Genomic DNA, 17,990 nt, shown 5'->3' with positions numbered 1-17,990 from the left:
ACACGGGTCTAGTAGGCGAAGGCCAGCACATCGCCGTCGCCCTTCTTCGAGGGGGGAATGTCCCCGCCGGTGGAGTCGTCGTCGTCGGGGCCGTGCTGGGGAATGAGGTCAGGCATGGCCGAGGGAACCCCGCCACGCACATACCGGACCAGCAACTTCACCTCAACCACCAGCAATACGCTGTAGACGACGGTGAAGGCGATGAGCGACGTCGCGAGTTCGGCGGCCGAGACCCCGGGCGACACGGCCGCGGCGGTAAACATGAACACGTTGTCAATGCCGTTGGGGTCGGGGTTAGGGGCAACGACGAACGGCTGCCGGCCCATCTCCGTGAAGATCCAGCCAGCCGCGTTGGCCCCGAAGGGCGCGAGGATCCCGAAAACGGCGAGCTGCATCAGTCGTTTGGATTCCGGGACTGTCCCCCGGCGGGTTATGACGAGTGCCACTGCTGCTGCGAGCGCGGCGACGGCGCCGAACGTGATCATCATTCTGAAGCCCCAGTACGTCACCTCCATCACCGGGACGTAGTCGATTTCCATTCCGGCGCGTTCCCCGTACATCGGATCGTCCGGCAGGTTCGTTCCGTACTGGTCCTGGTACTGCGGCACGAGGGAATTGACCCCCTGGACCTCCGTGGTGAGATCGCCGTTGGCCATGAAGGAGAGCATGCCCGGAACCTCGATCACTGCCACAATGTCATCGCAGTCCTGTGAGCCGAGGTTTCCTACCGACAGCACCGAGAAACCGGTCCCGTCGTGGCAGGCCGCTTCCGCCGCAGCCATCTTCATTGGTTGCTGCTCAAACATCAGTTTGGCTTGCAGATCCCCGGTGACGGCAACACCAGCGAACGACACGACGGCGACGACGGCGCCGATCCGGAGGGAACGGAGCCAGACCTGGTGGTCGGCGGCATCCCGTCCCGTGCTTTCGACGCTGCCGACCAGGACTTTCCCGTCTGGGCCGATGGTGTCGATTCCGTCACGGCGTCGCTTCCACAGGTGATACCAGCTGATCCCCAGCAGGAACCCGCCAGCCACGGAGAAGGCTCCGAGGATGGTGTGGGGGAAGGCGACCAACAGGGTGTTGTTGGTCAGGACAGCCCAGATGTCCACCAGGACCGGGCGGCCGTCGACCATTTCCACTCCGACTGGGTGCTGCATCCAGGAGTTGGCGGCGAGGATGAAATACGCCGACATGATCGAGGCGATACTCGCGCCCCAGATGGTGGCCAGGTGAATCTTCTTGGGGAGCCGGTCCCATCCAAAGATCCATAGCCCGAGGAAGACCGATTCAACGAAGAACGCGAGGAGTGCTTCCATCGCCAGCGGCGCACCAAACACGTCCCCGACAAAACGGGAGTACTCGCTCCAGGCCATACCGAACTGGAATTCCTGCACCAAACCGGTGGCGACTCCCATGATGAAGTTGATCAGAAACAGCTTTCCCCAGAACTTGGTCATCCGCAGGTACTGCGCTTTCCCGGTCCGCACCCACATGGTTTGCATGGTGGCGACCAGCAAGCCCAGGCCGATGGTGAGTGGCACCATCAGAAAGTGATAGACGGTAGTGATGCCGAATTGCCAACGGGCAAGCTCCAGGGCTTCCATGCAACTTCCTTAAACCAACTAGGGCGTGAGCCCACCGATCCAGTTGTTCTACGATCCGTAGAAAAGCTGATTTCTACACAGTGTAGAACAACTCGTAAGGGGTCAGGAAATTGCCCTCCAGCCCGGCTTCCAAGACCTTCACAGGTTCTCCACATGTCGGCCGCACCCCGACCAGATTCCCGCTTGTAGGCTCGGAGGCATGACACAGGGCCGCGGAACCACCCACACAGTACTGGTCGTCGAGGACGACCCGACCATCAATCAGGCGCTCGCCGACCGGTTGATCGCCGAAGGCTTCGCCGCGGTCAGTGCGTTTGACGGGCCCGGCGCCATCAACGCCTACACCACTCACAAGCCGGACCTGGTCATTCTCGACGTCATGCTGCCCGGGTTCGACGGGCTCGAAGTCTGCCGTCGCATCCAGGCCCTGAAACCCATTCCGGTGCTGATGCTGACCGCCAAAGTGCAGGAGACGGACATGCTGGTCGGCCTGGGAGTGGGGGCCGACGACTACGTGGCCAAACCGTTTCCGGATGCGGGAGGTAGTGGCCCGCGTCCGGGCACTGCTCCGGCGCGTCGACCGGGCCGCTCAGCTCTCGACGGTCCGGGTCCCCGAACTCGCCGTCGGCGAACTGGTGCTCCACCGGGATACCCGGCGCGTCCAAATCGCCCAGGTTGAGGTTCACCTCACCCCGCTGGAGTTTGACCTGCTCGCCATGCTCGCCGAGCAGCCGGGGACCGTCCGGACCCGGGAAACCCTGATGACCGAGGTCTGGGGGTGGGCCGATGCCCGCGGCACCCGCACACTCGACAGTCACGTGAAGTCTCTCCGGGCCAAGGTCGGTGCAGCGCGCGTGCGGACAGTGCACGGCGTCGGTTACGCCCTGGAGCAGTGACCATGACACCCGACCCGCTGCGTCCCCGCCGCCCACTGGACGGCGTAGCCTCCATCAAGATCAAAATCGGTCTGCTCGTGGCCCTGAGCATTATCGCCGCGGTGGTGGTCCTGCAGGTCGGCATCCGGGCTGGCGTGCCGGGCTGGCTGACCCTCCCCGCGACCCTCGCAGCGGCCCTCGGCGTGACACAATGGCTGGCCCGCGGAATGACCTCGCCGCTGAGGGAAATGACCGACGCTGCGGGACGAATGGCGACCGGTGACTACTCGACGCGGGTGGTGGCCACCTCGGCCGACGAGGTCGGCGCCCTGGCCCGGGCCTTCACCACGATGGCCGCGGATCTGGCGTCCGCCGAGCAGCAGCGTAGGCAACTAATCGCTACGGTGTCCCACGAACTACGGACACCTCTTGCCGCGCAACGGGCTCTTCTCGAGAACCTGGTCGACGGCGTCGTCAAACCCAACGACGCCATCCTTCAGTCGGCCCTCACCCAATCCGAACGGCTCAGCGCCCTGGTCACCGATCTTCTCGACGTTAGCCGCGTTGACGGCGGCGCAGCCGAACTTCAACTGGCGCCGGTACGGGTCGCTGACCTGCTTGATCAGGCCTGCCGGGAAGCGACACTCGGCGGACGGTCAATTCAGCTGACGACGTCGGTCGAACCACCCGATCTGGTGGTGACGGCCGACGCGGCCCGGCTGGCCCAGGTGGTGTTGAACCTTCACGACAACGCGGTGCGGCACAGCCCATCCGATGGGACGGTTCATCTGGGCGTCGCCACCACGGAGGGGGACCTCTGGTCGCTCGAGGTCACTGACGAAGGGCCCGGAATACCCATCGAACAGGCGCAGCGGGTTTTCACCCGGTTCGGCATGGGCGACGACAGCAGCGGCGGTACCGGGTTGGGCCTTGCCATCGCCAGTTGGATTGCCCAACTGCATGGTGGGTCAATTGCGGCTCTGCCACCCGACCCAGGGTCAACCGGCGCACGGATGCTCGTCCTACTCCCCCGCACACCCCATCCCCCGCCGGCATCCGGCCCATCCGACGGATCGCCCCCTGCCAGTACCAACCCGAAGGAGATCGCCGTGACAGCTGCAGGCTACCCGTACCCCGCCGCCCATCCCGAGGGGACAGCCGACCAACCAGCCGCCCGGCCGTCACAATCGAGCGTTGACCGGTGGTGGCCGGAGCAGGGACTGCCCACCGCACCCTTGCCTGTCTACGCCTCGCTGGCCATCGGGGCGCTCGCCGCCGTCGTCCTCCCGGAGCGCAATCTTGGGCTGGGCACCCTACTGGTGTTGCTGGTCTCGGGGGTCCTCGTTCTGGCGCTTTCCCTGCACCGCCGTCGGCCGTGGACCGGTATCGCCGCCACCTTATGCCTCGGGCTGGGGTCCCTGGTCATCCTGCGCGACGCCGAATGGCTGGCAGTTCTGGCGGTGCTGGCTGCCGGGCTCCTGGTCACTACATCGGTGACTGATGCGAAGCGCCTGCTGCCCATCTGCGCCGGTGGGGTGGCCTGGGTGCTGAGCGGCATTCGGGGGCTTCCTCTGCTGGGGAGGACGGTGGCCGCGACTTCCAGCCACCGGATGCTGTGGCCCATGTTGCGCACCGCAGCCATTTCCCTGGTCGCGCTGGTCGTGTTTGGTGGCCTTTTCGCCTCTGGCGACGCTGTGTTCGGTTCGTGGGTGTCAACGGTGCTCCCCGATGTGCGGCTGGCAGACAGCCTCGTCCTGCGCGTCTTCGTCTGGTTCGTGGTCGGCGGCGTGGTCCTCGCCGCCTGTTATCTGGCGATCAACCCGCCTCTCGTGGAGAAGGTGTCGCTGACTGCTGGGCAGCCAGTGCGTCGGGCCTGGGAATGGCTGGTCCCGGTGGGCGTCGTCGTCGCAGTATTTCTTGCCTTCGTGACTGCCCAGGCGTCGGCTATGTGGGGTGGCCATGAGTTTGTGCGGAACACCACCGGGCTGAGCTACGCGGACTACGTGCATCAGGGCTTCGCCCAGTTGACCATTGCGACGGCGTTGACCCTGGCGACCATTGGCCTGACGGTCCGGAAAGCCCCTCGAGCGACAGCTCAGGACCGGCTGCTGCTGCGTCTCACGCTCGGCTCGCTGTCTGTTCTGACGCTCGTGGTGGTCGCGTCGGCCCTGAACCGGATGTCCGTCTATCAGCAGGCCTACGGATTCACGGTGCTGCGCGTCCTGGTGGACGCTTTTGAGGTGTGGCTAGGTCTGCTGGTGGTGCTGGTGATGGTGGCCGGGGTAAAGCTATCCGGCTGGTGGCTGCCTCGGGCTGCACTGGCCTCTGGGGCTGCGCTCTTGCTGGTTATCGGCGTCGCCAACCCGGAAGCCTGGGTGGCCGAGCAGAACATCGCCCGTTACGTGGAAAGCGGCAAGTTGGATGTCGCCTATCTGGCCACTCTGGGCGCCGATGCGACGCCCGCCGTCATCGAGGGTCTACCGCGGGAGATTGCCCGCTGCGTTGTGGCGTTCCAGCCCGCACCTGAGACCACTGACGATTGGTTGGGCTGGAACCTGGGTCGGGCCCGCGCTGCCGAGTCAGTCACCGTTATTGATCGGGGCTCCCTGCCCGGGAACTGTTCACCCCAGCTGGGTCAGTGATGACGGCACGGGCTCGGGTACTCATGTGACCGCCCAGAAAGCCGCCCACCACGAGAAACACGCTACCTAGCCGAGCGAGACCGATGCCCATGCTGTGTCGGTTTCGCCGTCGGGCCAGCCAGGAACCGGCGAAGATCAGGACAGCGACGGCGTTGGCGGACGCATGAACCACCCCCACCCGGCGAGTTCCGGGGTCGGAAAGGGCCCACTCGGCCCACCCGGTAAGGGCCGTCGGCGCAGCAGATACAACACCCAACCCAACCAACCGGGTAGCCGCCCGCCGCGATCCCTCATCCGGGAAGAAGTCGAGAAAATCGGCCATGAACCAGGCGCCGAACGGAACATCGGTCAGAACCGGATGCAACGGCAGGCCTGTGGCGTCGCCGTGAAACATGCGGCGGATCGGCGCGTAGGCCACCAGTTGCGATGCGAAGGGTTCCACCAGGTCCACGGCGCGGTCCAGCGCCACGTTCTGCTCGAGCCCATGGACCAATCGAAGATAGGGATTTGGCTCCATACGGCTCAAGATACTCCCCCAGCACCTGGCTGTCACCCACGTCGGGGCACCCGTGACTAGTGGTACGGGCCCTCGGTCACCGCCCTGTTGGGGGTAACGATCGTGGGGCATTCGATATGCCACAGGACACTTCGGCTCACCGATCCGAGCAGAAGCCGCGTGAGCTTTCCGCGGCCACGCCGACCCACTACCAGGAGCTTCGCCCGCGATGCAGCCGTCACAAGCGCTTTGGCAGGCGACGCGTCCAACTCCAGATGTTGATGCACCACCAGATCCGGATACTGTTCGGTGAGGCCCGCCACCGACTCGGCAAGGATGACCCGTTCCTCCTCGAACCGCCGTGTCACCACATCGTGTGGAATGGACCCACGCAACCGCAGGTTCGGTGATTCACTGGAGTAGACCGCGTACAGGTCCTCACCCAGACGATCGGCCTCCCGCGCCGCGTAGGCAACCGAGCCAAGGGAATGGGCGGACCCGTCAACGCCCACGACGACGCCCGACCGTCCTTCCATAGACGCCTCGGGGATGACTGCAACCGGCGATACGGCTGCCACTGCCACATTCAGGCTCATAGCACCAAAAATTACACTCTCGACGCGTCCGAGTTTATGGGTCCCCACAACCACCAGACTGGAATTTTCCGACAGATCCGACAACACCCTGGCGGTATCCCCCAGCAGGAGTCGGGTAGACACCTTGACCGAGGGTGCCAGTTCGTTGGCTTTCGTGGCCGCCTCCTCAAGGACTTCCCGGCCGTGACGCATGAGGTCCTCGAAGTAGGAGACCTCCGGACCGACCCAATAGTCATCCAGCGTGTGTACCAGGATCAGTGGCCGTCGCAGACGCGCCGCCCGGGTAACTGCCCAGAAGAAGGCTTCAGGCGTCGGTCCGCTGGACGGCACGCCCAGAACGATTGACCGGGAGCCCGATGCTGAACCCATGGCATGAACACCTCCACTTGAACTGCCTTGGCTCCATTGTGGTGACATGCCAGCGACGCCCCTAGGGCACTAAGTCCCTTCAAAAACACGGGAGGTGCTCCCTAGCCAAATCTGACCACATCGGGCCAAAAGTCACTGGTCGGCACGCTCAAAAGGATCGACCCTAGGCGGTAAGTAATAAGCCATGGAGAGGCCATGTCCGCCATGAATGACGCCCGGGGAGTGCTCCCGGAACTTCCACAGCCTGGTCTTAGCAGCGCGGATGCCTCAAGGCTACTGGCTGAGGTAGGGCCGAACGTGTTGCCCGCGGCCCGCAAGGCATCCCCGTGGCGGAAATTCTTGAGTGAGCTGACTCATTTCTTCGCCCTGATGCTGTGGGGGGCTGCAGGTCTGGCGTGGTTAGCTGGCCTGCCCCAGCTCAGCATCGCAATTGTTGTGGTGGTCATTGTCAACGGAGTGTTCGCCCATATCCAGCAGGAGCGGGCCCAACATGCGGCCGAACGGCTGCAAGGTTTACTCCCGTCGCAAGTCAGCGTCCGGCGTGATGGACGCCAACGTTGTGTCAGCGCCAGTGAACTGGTTCCTGGTGACGTCGTCATTCTGATGGCTGGGGACCGTCTTCCCGCAGACATTCGTTTCACTTCGGCGTCGGCCTGCACGGTTGACGAATCGATGCTGACTGGCGAGAGCGATGCGCTGCCTAAAGTTGTTGGAGAGGCAGCATGGGGCGGCACCTTCCTGGTCAATGGTCAGGCAGAGGGGGTGGTCATTGCTACCGGAGGGAACTCACGGATCGCAGAGATCGCCTCGCTCACGAACACCACCGAACCCCCACCTACCCCGTTGACCCTGGAGCTGCATCGAATAGTCCGTGTCATTGCCATAATCGCCCTGACCGTCGCAAGCGTCTTCTTTGCAGTCTCAGTTTTGGTTGGAATCGAGTGGCGGCACTCCTTCCTTTTTGCAATCGGTGTCGCCGTCGCACTGATCCCGGAAGGGCTCCTCCCGACGGTCACGCTCTCACTGGCGATGGGGGCTCAACGGATGGCCTCGCGGAACGCCCTCGTTCGCAACCTGGAAGCAGTCGAGACGCTTGGATCCACCACCTTCATTTGCACGGACAAGACCGGAACACTAACCCAAAATCGGATGAATGCCGTTGAGGTGTTCACCCTGTCGGGCCCGGTACGTGTCCTCGGCGACGGGTACGAGCCCGATGCCGTCGTCGATGGCCCGGGGAGAGCCATGGCCCTTGAGGTCGCTGTGGCGGCACGCACCGCCTCCCAGGGTCGCGTCGTCAAGGAGGGAAAGGAGTGGGTAGCAAACGGCGATCCGATGGAGGCGGCCATCGATGTTCTTGCACGGCGTCTCCTCCAGCATGAACCTGACAACCTGGCGCCAGACCGACGTCTCGCTTTCGACGCGCACCGACGGCGGGAGTCTGTCCTGATCGGCCCCACCCTCTACGTCAAAGGCGCCCCGGAATCTGTCCTCCCGCTCTGTGCAGATCGCGCCACGCGGCTAGAGGAGCAGGTCGAGGCGATGGCTTCCCGAGGCCTACGGGTGATAGCAGTGGCACGAAGAGACTTGCCCGGCCCGCGATCCTTCTGGCTGGACCAGCCCACTGAGAACATCGAACGGGATCTAGTCGTCCTTGGCCTCATCGGTCTTCATGATCCCCCTCGCCCGGATGTCGCCGAGGTAATCAGGGCCGCCCGGAGAGCCGGAATCAAGGTAGCGATGATCACTGGCGACCATCCAGCCACAGCCTCGGCAATTGCGAAGGAAATCGGGCTGACGGATGACCCCAGTCTGGTGGTTCAGGGTGCGGACCTACCCGAGGACGAGCAGATCCTTGGTGCACTCCTGGATCGGGACGGCATGGTGGTCAGCCGGGTCTCACCCGAGCAGAAGCTTCGTGTAGCCCGCGCCCTCCAATCCAGGGGTCATGTTGTGGCCATGACTGGCGACGGAGTGAACGACGGACCCGCTTTGCAGCAAGCTGATATTGGGGTTGCCATGGGCCGGGGTGGTACCGACGTAGCTCGAGAGGCGGCCGATCTGGTTTTGCTCGACGATCATTTCGGCACCATTGTCGCAGCGATTGAACAAGGCCGCGCCACGTACTCGAATATCCGCCGTTTCCTCACCTACCACCTGACAGACAACGTCGCCGAGCTCACACCGTTTGTCGTTTGGGCACTTTCCGGTGGCCAGTTCCCGCTTGCCCTGGGTGTCCTACAGATTCTCGCCTTGGACATTGGAACTGACCTGTTTCCCGCTCTGGCGCTCGGAGCCGAGCCCCCGGGCCGGCGGGTCCTGACCAGGCCCCCGGAGCGGCGCCACCTCATGGACCGGAACTTGATGTTCAGAGCCTTCGTCATCCTCGGCCCTGTCGAAGCGATCATCAGCATGACAGCCTTCTCACTCGTGCTCTTCGGCGGAGGTTGGGTCCGTGGCGAACCATGGGACGAAAAACTGGTGCTTGCCGCATCGGGGGCTGCGTTTGCCGCCGTCGTCTTCGGGCAGCTGGCAACCTCCTTTGCTTGCCGCAGCGCAACAGTGCCGCCATGGAAACAGGGGTGGTTCAGTAACCGCTTGCTGCTGTGGGCTGGCGCGGCCGAACTTGCAGCACTTGCCCTGTTTCTTTATCTGCCCCCTGTTGCAGCAGTCCTCGGACAGGCACCGCCACCGCCGTCGGGACTGATCGTTGCCGTCCTGGCCATCCCCGGCATGCTGATTGCAGACTGGATCTACAAGCGGGTGCGGCAACCCGATAGACCACTTCGGTAAGGGAGTTGGTCTACGATATCCATGCCCTTCGGCCCTAGTGCGTTTCCCACCCGAAGGGCAGGCTGGCCCCATGAACTCACTATCGAACTCGGGTGGAATCGTTGTTGGAGTGGACGGATCGGAATACTCGTCCAGCGCTCTGCTAGTAGCTGGGCGAATGGCGAAGCTGATGAATGAACCCATCGAGGTTATCTCCTGCATCAAGAAGTCTGACCAGCGCGCGGCGTCACGCTTTGAAACCGAACCCAATCGGTTCACCTCACAATTGAGCGAAAGTGTTGAATCGCTGGTCGAGGAAGCCTTGGACAGGGCCTTCGGTGCCTCCCGGCCGGACAACCTCTCGGTGGCTGTCAAATTCGACGGGGCAGCCGAAGCCCTGATCGAGGCAAGCCAAACGGCGCAACTGCTGGTGGTGGGGCGCAGGGGATCCGGGGGCTTCCTCAACCACCCGATGGGATCCGTCAGCAAGGCCTGCGCCGCACACGCCCATTGCCCAGTCCTGGTTGTGCCTCAGGACGAACCCACTCGACCTATCAAGGAGCACGACGATGGAAAGTGACGAGCGCCCTGGATCCACCCTGTCTGCAGAGGAGTCGTGGACCGTCCTGCAAAGAAACCAGCATGGTCGCCTGGCGGTCAGCGTCATGGGCGATCCAGACATCTATCCGATCAATTTTCTTGCCCACGAGAGAAGGCTTCTCTTCAGGACCAATCCCGGGACCAAGCTGGCTGAGTTGACGGTGAACAACCGGGTGGCTTTTGAGGTGGACGAGATTGACGCAGGCGAGGCGCGAAGCGTTGTCGTTAAAGGAGTGGCCCGCGTGATCGACGCCCAGTCAGAGGTCGACAAGGTGGATCAGCTACCGCTCAAACCCTGGATTCCGACCCGGAAGTACACCTACGTTGAGGTGATTCCTACGAGTGTCCACGGTCGCTACTTCGAATTTGGGGAGGAACCGGACCGCTACTAGCGGCAGTGACGGCGGGCCGGCTGGTGCTGGCGGCCCGCCGCCCGCCGAGCGCCCGGAGCGCGTTAAGGATGGTTGCGAGATCCACCAACTCCTGCAGCAGCGCGCCAGCCACCGCGGGAACCATCCCCAGGGATGCAGCGATCATCAGGACGACACTGAGAACAATCCCCGTCCAAATACTGGCTTTCGCCACCCGGATGGTGTGCTGACCAATGTCGACGGCCGTAGCGACTCGTGACAGGTCGTCGAGCATCAGCACGACGTCGGCGGATTCGCTGGCGGCAGTGGAACCTTTGGCACCCATCGCGATGCCGACGTCGGCCGCAGCCAGCACCGGAGCATCGTTGACCCCGTCCCCGACCATCATCACCGGCCGCAACGACAGGGAGGCGACCTCATTCACCTTGTCGACCGGGAGACAATCGGCGATGAAGCGGGTGATACCCGCTTCCGCGGCAATGTGTTCGGCCGTTGAGGAGGCGTCACCCGTCAGCAGAACAGTCTCTGAAACGCCCAACCGTCTGAGCGCGGCCAGGGTATCGACGGCGTTGGCACGCAAGGGGTCGCTCATGATCAGAGCCCCGGCGTAGATCCCGTCGACGCCGATGTAGATCCCCAACTGACCACTGACCAGGTCGACGCTTTCAAATCCGGAGGTCCGGGCGCGGACGAAGGCTGGCTTCCCCACAATCACCGTGTACCCGCCGCAATCGGCGCTCACTCCATCGGTGGCGTGTTCGCTCGCGTTTTCCGCCGGCAGAAGGGTCAGTCCGCGCGCCGATGCGGCTTCGATGACGGACCCCGCGAGGACGTGGGACGAATACTGCTCCGCCGAAGCGGCAAACTGCAACAACCGATCCTCAGTGAGGGCGTCCCCGGTTCCCACCGCGATCTGGACCTGCAGGAGGGTGGGATGCCCGGACGTGAGCGTCCCGGTCTTATCGAACACGGCGGTCCGTACCCGGCTGAGCTGCTCCAGTGTCCCTGCGTTCTTGATGATAATCCCAGCATGGGCGGCCCGGCTGGTGCCGGCAAGGAACGCAACAGGGGCTGCGATCAGCAGCGGGCAAGGGGTTGCGACCACCAGCACCTGGGCAAAACGTGCTGGGTCCTGGCTGAGGAACCAGGCCACCCCAGCCAGGATAAACGCGAACACGGTGAACGGGACGGCGTATCGATCGGCCAGTCGGACCATCGGTGCCCGGCTTGCTGCCGCCTCCTGGACGAGCGCAACGATCTGGCTGTACTGGGAATTGGATGCGGTGGCGGTCGCCAACATGCGGACTGCATCGGCGCCATTCACGGTGCCACTGAGCAATCGGTCACCGTGTACCCGTTCCACGGGAAGACTTTCCCCTGTCAGGGCAGCCTCGTCGAAGGTACCGGCATCGGACGCCAGGGTGCCGTCGACTGGTACCGTCTCGGCGGGCCGGACGAGCAGGAAATCCCCTGGTACGACGTCCGCCACCGGGATGTCCTGCAGGGGAAGCCCCGGTGATTCGCGGTGCGCTGTGCGGGGGGAGCGATCGAGTAGCGCGCGTAACTCTTTCGTTGCCCGTCCGTGCGCGAAGTCTTCCAACGCCTCGCCCCCGGTCAGCATGAGGACGACGATCAGGGAAGCAATGTACTCGCCGACCGCCACTGTTGAGCCGATCGCTGCGACAGCGAGCAAATCGATGCCCAATCGACCGTGGAACAGTCCGCGGACCATCGTCACGGAGCGGAACACTGCAACGGCGAGGGCGTAGCTGCTCGCAGCCAGTTGTGCGGCAGCAGGCTGCGAGCTGATGAGGAGCACTGCCACACCGACTCCGACAAGGAGGGTCGCGGACACCAACGGGAATCTGGTGATCAAGTTGATCGGCCCGGTGGGTTCGCGGCTCAGGGTCTGCTCCCGGTGGGGCTGAAAACGAGGGCTTTCAATCGGTTTGTTCCTTCAATCGTTCGAGTTTTGCGCGCAGGTCGTCGCTGAGAGGACTCCACCACATCAGGGGCGGGGTCACGGCGAAGCGGCGTCCGGTCAGGGATGTCGGGACGATGCGGATGAAATGGTCCTTCTGGCCTGCCTGCCAGGGGAAAAGCAGAAACCCCACTGAGTCGAGGGTGTCTGGTGTGAGCTCGATGACTTCCGCCCGGCCTTTCACCACCACGCTCCAGGCGACATTCGCATCCACCAGAACGCCGTCGGCCTCGAGAGCGACGGGAGTGTCGCCTGCTGCTGCCTGGAGTTTGGTGCCTTCCCCGGTGCGGAACACCAGACTGCCGTGGTCCACCTTGTAGTTGACGGGGAAAATGTCGGGGTGATCCTCGACCCAGACCGCAAGCCGCCCCACTGAAGTACTCCGCAACAGGTCCCAACAAGCCTGCGATTGCAGAGTCTCGACCGACGGCAGGGATCGCTGGTTAGTCATGACAGTGACGATAGGGTCGCGGCGGTGGGATCAACAGGGCATAAAGGCCCCACCCCGAGAAACGGCTCGCTAACGGCTGGTCACAGACTGAAACTTTTCAGGTCCCCGGCGGCTAGGGGCTTCGTTTGAGCGTTCACCTGAATCCAGATCGGGGTAGCGTCCCCCGGTGCGGAGGAGATGTCGAGACGGCCTGGACTCAAATTGATCTGGAGCTGATGCCCCCGATACGAGATGCTGAAGGCTACTGCACCCAGCCCGGCGGGCATGCTCGGCTCAAACACCAGATGGTCACCGTTCAGTCGAAGTCCGGCGAAGCTGCGCTGCACGACATCGATCGTTCCGGCCATGGCGCCCAAATGGATGCCTGATTTGGTGGTCCCGTCTTGGGTGTCGTCCAGGTCGGCATCCAACGCCTCGCGGAAGCTGTCCCAGGCCCGGTTGGGATCGGTCGACGCGAGCACCGAGGCGTGCACCACCCTGCTCAGGGTCGATCCGTGGGCGGTTCGGGCCAGGTAATAGTCGATGGTCCGAGCCAGCTGTTCGCGAGTCAGGGTGTAGCCGAGGTGGGCCAGCTGCGTGATCAGCCCCCCGTGACCGAGAAGATAGGGCAGCATGAGTACGTCGGCCTGTTTCGCTAGCTTGTAGCGGTCAACGGTGTCATCCTCGGCCTCAAGGATGAGATCAAGGCGTTCGATGTTGCCGTAGGTCTCGCGGTATCGCGCCCAGTCCAGCTCCGCCAGGGCGCTGTACCCATCGAACTGGCTGATGGTGCCGTCAGCCTCAAAAGGCACGTACATCGACCGTCCCATGCGTTCCCAGCGCGCCACCTCATCCGCGTTGATTCCCAGTCGCGCCTCCAGATCGTCGAGCTCATACCCAACGAAGGTCCGGTGGAGTGCTGCGGCCCGGACGAAGACCCAGGACGCCATCACATTGGTGTAGGCGTTGTCGTCCACGCCAGGATGGTCGCTACCCGGCCGTCGGGTGTGATACTCATCGGGTCCGGCCAGTCCCCGAAGATGGTGGCGGTCGGTGGCCGCCTCGTACTCCACCAGGGACGCGAAGTAACGACACACCCCCACGATCAGGTCTGCACCCTTGCTGAAGAGCCATGCACGATCGACTGTGGCCTCGTAGTACTGCCAGGCGTTGAAAGCGACCGCTAGCCCCACGTGCCGCTGCAGGTGGGAATTGTCGGCCATCCACCTGCCGGACCGGTGGTTGTACAACCAGCGGGGTGTCTCTTCGGTGCCGTCGCTTCCACTTTGCCAGGGGAACATTGCTCCGGTTCGGCCCTGGTCTGCTGCGGCTTGGCGGGCGGCGGGAAGCCGTCGCCAGCGGTAGTTGAGGAGGGCGCGTGCGACGTCGGGAGTTCTGAGTGTGAGAACCGGGAGCACGAAGAGCTCGTCCCAGAAAATCTGCCCCCGGTAGCCTTCTCCGTGCAGGCCCCTGGCGGGGACCCCGGCGTCGAGTTCCATGGTGTGCGGTGTCAAGGTCTGGAGCAAATGGAACAGGTGCAGGTTCAGGACAAGGCGCACTTGCGTCGGCGCGTCGAGATCCACCCGGAAAGGACGGAGGAGGCGCTGCCAGGCGGCCCCGTGCGACGCAAGGAGCGCCTCGAAGTTCCTGCCCGAACGGGCGAGAATTGACTGAGCTTCGGTTCGCGGCGAGGAAATGGCCCGGTCCCGGGATGTCACCACCGCAACCACCTTTGTCAGGACTGTCGGTTCGCCGTCCATCAAGGTCGATTCGTACAGTCGAAAATGATGCTGGCCGATGCGCCCGGGGATTCCCTGCGTTGTCTCCCCGTCGACTGCGGCCCTGAAGGCGACGGCGATGCGGATCCGGCTTTGCGTGGTTTCAGCTTCGGCAATGGTGTCGGCGCCGGCTTGCCCGTCGTCGTCGTTGTCGGTGCAGTCAAGGAGGTGCACCCGTGCACCAGCGTTGGGGTCCGGGAGGTTTGTGTTTCGGGTCCCGGTATTGACCCCCGTGCGGAACGTGATGGTGCCATCCCAGCCCAAGGGGGTGACCCGTGTTTCGCTGGCGAGCAGGTGGCATTCGGCCATTGAGACGAACCTTTGCTGCTCCACCCGCAGGTGCCGGCCGGCAGCGGTCTCGAGGACAACCTGCCTTTCCAGAACCGCTCTCGCCAGATCCAGGGTTCGTAGCTCGCTGATGACCTGCAGACCTCCCGCCGACCACCAGTCGCCACTATCGACTCGAATGTCCAGCGAGAGACAATCCGGGGCATTGACCAGGTGTTCCTCGAGCACACGGCTCCCGCCAACCTGCTTCTCCAATCGGTTGAAGACCCCAGCCAGATACATCCCTGGGTACGAAAATTCTCCGCCCTCCGGCGCTGCCCCCCTCACACCTAGATAGCCGTTGCCGAGGGTTGTCAGCGCTTCACGGTGGCCCTCATGATCGGAATTCATGCCCCGATACACCAGCTGCCAGGGGTCCCCGAGGACCACGCCAAGATCCAGCTGGCTCACGTCGTTGAGCACGACGTGCGCTCCAGCCTCTTCAAGCGTTCGGCGTGCCTTGAGCCGGTCGATGCCTACAACACGACCAAAGCCGCCGCGGCGGGCTGCCAACACACCGGCCACCGAATCCTCAATGACAACGGCACGTTCGGGTGATACCCCCAACCGGTGGGCGGCTTCGAGGAAGACGTCCGGTGCTGGCTTGCCGGGCAGGCCCAGCTGCAGGGCAAGCGTCCCATCCACTACCACCTGGAAAGAGTCGGCCAACCCTGCAGCGGACAACACCGGCATGGCATTCCGGCTGGAGGTCACGATCGCAGCGGGCACGCCCTCATCCTGCATCGTCTTGAGCAGCCGGCTGGTTCCCGGGTAGGCCTGCACACCGTCTGCAGCGAGCCGTTCCAGGTAGGCCCTGTTCTTGAGCGCCCCCAACCCATATGCGGTCCAGTCCCCCACGGCATCCGTGACCTGACCTAGGCCGAGGAGAATCCCGCGCGACGCCAGCAGGTCGATCAGTCCCGACTCCCGCGGTTTACCGTCAACGGTCCTGAAGTAGTCGTCCTGGGTAAAGGGGGAACGGTCAGCGTCGGACGGGCATCTCGGGTCATTGATGATTGCTTCGAAGACATCCTTCCAGGCCCGCTGATGAATGACCGCCGTGTTGGTGACCACGCCATCCAAATCAAAGATGACGGCGTCGAAGGGTGGCTGCGCTGCCGCAAGTGTCGGTGATCTGGTCATCAGCTAGATGTACCGGCGCCCGGGAACCGCAGGAAGTGCCTTTGTGCCCGAATAGAGCTGCGGGGACCAGGGCAGCGTGGACACCCACAACTCTTGGGACTTTCGACCCTATCGAGCGATATCGGTGCGCCAACACTCTTAGGCGAGAGCACAGGACGGCAGGACGCCGTTCGGCGGGAGGGGAGTCTTTCCATGAACAGAGCAGGTTCAATCGCAATGCTCATCATCGGGATCATCCTGTCGATCATCGGCGCGTCGATGGCGGCCGGAGGAATCGCCGTCGCGTGGGTTGCCTCCGATCAGCGGGACGACGGTTATTTCACCTCCCCGACCGAACGCTACGCTGTCGCGTCCCATGCGCTTGTCTCGCCGAGTCTTGAGGCATTCGGCGAGGGTACACCGGAACGCCTCCCGTTCGACGTCGGGACGCTCAGGTTGCGCGCCGCCGAACCGGACGCTGAAATTTTCATTGGCCTGGCACCACAGGATGAGGTCGACGAGTACCTCGCTGGGGTTAACCGCACCGAACTGCGGGACGTCGACTTCGATCCTTTCCGTCCGGTCTACCGCAACATTTCGGGGTCAGCAGTACCAGCGGAACCAGGATCCCAGGATTTTTGGGCTGCCTCAGCATCAGGGCCGGGAGAGCAGGAACTCATCTGGGACATCGAGCCGGGCAACTGGACCGTCGTCGTGATGAATGCCGATGCTTCGCCTGGCTTCTCGGTCGATCTTCAGGCTGGCTTCCGGTCCGAACTGATTCGCCCTGCCGGCGCGATCGTCCTCATCATCGGCCTTGTAACCCTGGCCATCGGTCTGCCTCTCCTGGTTATCGGCGCCGTCGGGCTGGGACGCAACCAACCCGAAGCCGGCACCGTCGGCCCCGAAACCACGCCGCGTCGGGCTGCCCCGGTGACCGGACCGACTGCCGGAGTTGTTGCCGGACCGCCGTCGTACCCGGTGCACCTCGTTGCGCAACTCGATCCCGCACTGTCCCGTTGGATGTGGCTGGTGAAATGGTTCCTGGCCATTCCACATTCCTTCGTACTGTTTTTCCTCTGGTTCGCCTTCGCCGTGACCACCCTGGTGGCCTGGTTCGCGATCCTCTTCACCGGCCGCTACCCCCGCTCGCTCTTCAAATTCAACGTCGGGGTGCTGCGATGGAATTGGCGGGTGGCCTTCTACGCCTATGCAGCTGCCGGCACCGATAGGTATCCCCCGTTCACTCTGGGACGCACCGATTACCCAGCCGACATCGTGGTGGAGTATCCGGAGCGGCTCTCCCGTGGTCTGGTGCTCATCAAGTCCTGGCTCCTTCTGATCCCACACTTGCTCATCGTGGCTGCGATTACCGGCTCAGCCACCTGGGGCTGGCAGGTGCAAAGTGGAGAGTATGACGCCACCGGCGGCCTGTCTTTGCTAGGGCTGCTGGTGTTGGTCGGGGTGGTGGCCATGCTCTTCACCGGCAACTACCCGCGGCCTTTGTTCGCTTTCATCATCGGCTTGAACCGGTGGATCTACCGGGTTCTGGCTTACGGTTCCCTGATGCGTGATGAGTACCCGCCATTCCGCCTGGATCAGGACATCGAAACGTGACCGAGCCGACACGTGTCCCAGCGGTGATCCGGCCGCCACAGGGCGCACTATGAGGCATGGAGAAATTGAACAAGGTGACGGCTGGCGCGTGGCGGTGGCTGCAGGCCAACCGTGACTGGTTGCCCGCAGTGGGAGTCCTCGCCTGCGTGGTGGCTTTCTGGGCTGTCGGGCTGGTGGGAGGACTGGCGATGCTGCGCGAGGCACAGTCCCCCATGGCTACCCTGATTGGGCTCTATTTCATGCTCGCCCTGATCGCGATCTCCATCACCGTTGCCGTCCTTGCAGCCTCCGATCTCACCCGCCGGATCGCTATCCGGAGGAAAAGGCAGCCCCGTTAAGTCACTGCACGGCGGCGGCTCAATCAGAACCCACTAGACCTCATAGGGCGCGGGACCGGTAGACTGAAA

The 17,990-nt window shown here is 63.5% G+C and carries 12 protein-coding genes and 1 pseudogene; 7 read left to right on the top strand and 6 right to left on the bottom strand.

Translation table 11 applies throughout. From position 1 onward, the window contains the following. Positions 1-8: 8 nt before the first annotated feature. Positions 9-1,607 carry a cytochrome ubiquinol oxidase subunit I gene (locus tag ACX80T_RS03370; RefSeq protein WP_019481424.1) on the bottom strand — a complete coding sequence of 533 codons (1,599 nt, stop codon included), beginning with the start codon at positions 1,605-1,607 and terminating at the stop codon, positions 9-11. A gap of 199 nt (positions 1,608-1,806) precedes the next feature. Here ACX80T_RS03370 and ACX80T_RS03365 point away from each other — a divergent pair. Both ACX80T_RS03365 and ACX80T_RS03360 read left to right on the top strand, forming a co-directional pair. After that, positions 1,807-2,503: pseudogene (locus ACX80T_RS03365) on the top strand (response regulator transcription factor). A 2-nt stretch (positions 2,504-2,505) separates the two neighbouring features. Next, a complete protein-coding gene (locus tag ACX80T_RS03360; RefSeq protein WP_459303701.1) occupies positions 2,506-5,124 on the top strand; it encodes a DUF4153 domain-containing protein in 2,619 nt (872 codons plus the stop codon). Here the strand turns inward: ACX80T_RS03360 and ACX80T_RS03355 are convergent. Then, the gene (locus ACX80T_RS03355; protein WP_459303700.1) at positions 5,072-5,641 is read right to left on the bottom strand and encodes a DUF2231 domain-containing protein; all 570 of its coding nucleotides are present in this window, start codon (positions 5,639-5,641) and stop codon (positions 5,072-5,074) included. The genes ACX80T_RS03360 and ACX80T_RS03355 overlap by 53 nt on opposite strands. Before the next feature lie 56 nt (positions 5,642-5,697). Next, positions 5,698-6,585: a universal stress protein gene (locus ACX80T_RS03350; protein WP_459303699.1), complete on the bottom strand. Its 888-nt coding sequence runs from the start codon at positions 6,583-6,585 to the stop codon at positions 5,698-5,700. Between the two features lie 195 nt (positions 6,586-6,780). Between ACX80T_RS03350 and ACX80T_RS03345 the strand changes: the two genes are divergently transcribed. The 3 genes from ACX80T_RS03345 (at position 6,781) to ACX80T_RS03335 (ending at position 10,349) form a co-directional block, all read left to right on the top strand. After that, on the top strand, positions 6,781-9,378 hold the full coding sequence (locus tag ACX80T_RS03345) for a cation-translocating P-type ATPase (protein WP_459303698.1): 2,598 nt from the start codon (positions 6,781-6,783) through the stop codon (positions 9,376-9,378). Between the two features lie 70 nt (positions 9,379-9,448). Then, positions 9,449-9,937: a universal stress protein gene (locus ACX80T_RS03340; protein ID WP_459303697.1), complete on the top strand. Its 489-nt coding sequence runs from the start codon at positions 9,449-9,451 to the stop codon at positions 9,935-9,937. Continuing rightward, positions 9,927-10,349, top strand: coding sequence for a pyridoxamine 5'-phosphate oxidase family protein (locus ACX80T_RS03335; RefSeq protein ID WP_019481418.1), 423 nt, complete (start codon positions 9,927-9,929; stop codon positions 10,347-10,349). Before ACX80T_RS03340 ends, ACX80T_RS03335 begins: the two co-directional genes overlap by 11 nt. Here ACX80T_RS03335 and ACX80T_RS03330 read toward each other — a convergent pair. The 3 genes from ACX80T_RS03330 to ACX80T_RS03320 all read right to left on the bottom strand — a co-directional run bounded on the left by ACX80T_RS03330 (position 10,294) and on the right by ACX80T_RS03320 (position 15,987). Next, positions 10,294-12,183 (bottom strand): heavy metal translocating P-type ATPase, encoded by a 1,890-nt coding sequence (locus tag ACX80T_RS03330; RefSeq protein WP_459303696.1) that lies wholly within the window; start codon positions 12,181-12,183, stop codon positions 10,294-10,296. The two genes, ACX80T_RS03335 and ACX80T_RS03330, sit on opposite strands and share 56 nt — an antisense overlap. Before the next feature lie 85 nt (positions 12,184-12,268). Then, positions 12,269-12,760, bottom strand: coding sequence for a pyridoxamine 5'-phosphate oxidase family protein (locus ACX80T_RS03325; protein WP_459303695.1), 492 nt, complete (start codon positions 12,758-12,760; stop codon positions 12,269-12,271). Between the two features lie 80 nt (positions 12,761-12,840). Then, positions 12,841-15,987 carry an HAD-IA family hydrolase gene (locus ACX80T_RS03320; protein ID WP_459303694.1) on the bottom strand — a complete coding sequence of 1,049 codons (3,147 nt, stop codon included), beginning with the start codon at positions 15,985-15,987 and terminating at the stop codon, positions 12,841-12,843. 192 nt (positions 15,988-16,179) lie between these two features. Between ACX80T_RS03320 and ACX80T_RS03315 the strand changes: the two genes are divergently transcribed. Together ACX80T_RS03315 and ACX80T_RS03310 are read left to right on the top strand one after the other, a co-directional pair. Continuing rightward, positions 16,180-17,583: a DUF4389 domain-containing protein gene (locus tag ACX80T_RS03315; RefSeq protein ID WP_459303693.1), complete on the top strand. Its 1,404-nt coding sequence runs from the start codon at positions 16,180-16,182 to the stop codon at positions 17,581-17,583. A 56-nt stretch (positions 17,584-17,639) separates the two neighbouring features. Then, complete coding sequence (locus ACX80T_RS03310) at positions 17,640-17,921, top strand: hypothetical protein (protein ID WP_116778855.1); 282 nt, start codon at positions 17,640-17,642, stop codon at positions 17,919-17,921. The last annotated feature ends 69 nt before the right edge of the window (positions 17,922-17,990 follow it).

The sequence above is a fragment of the Arthrobacter sp. Sr33 genome (assembly GCF_054511195.1).
The sequence above is the reverse complement of the archived record's forward strand: the minus strand, read 5'-3'. Positions and strand labels throughout refer to the sequence as shown.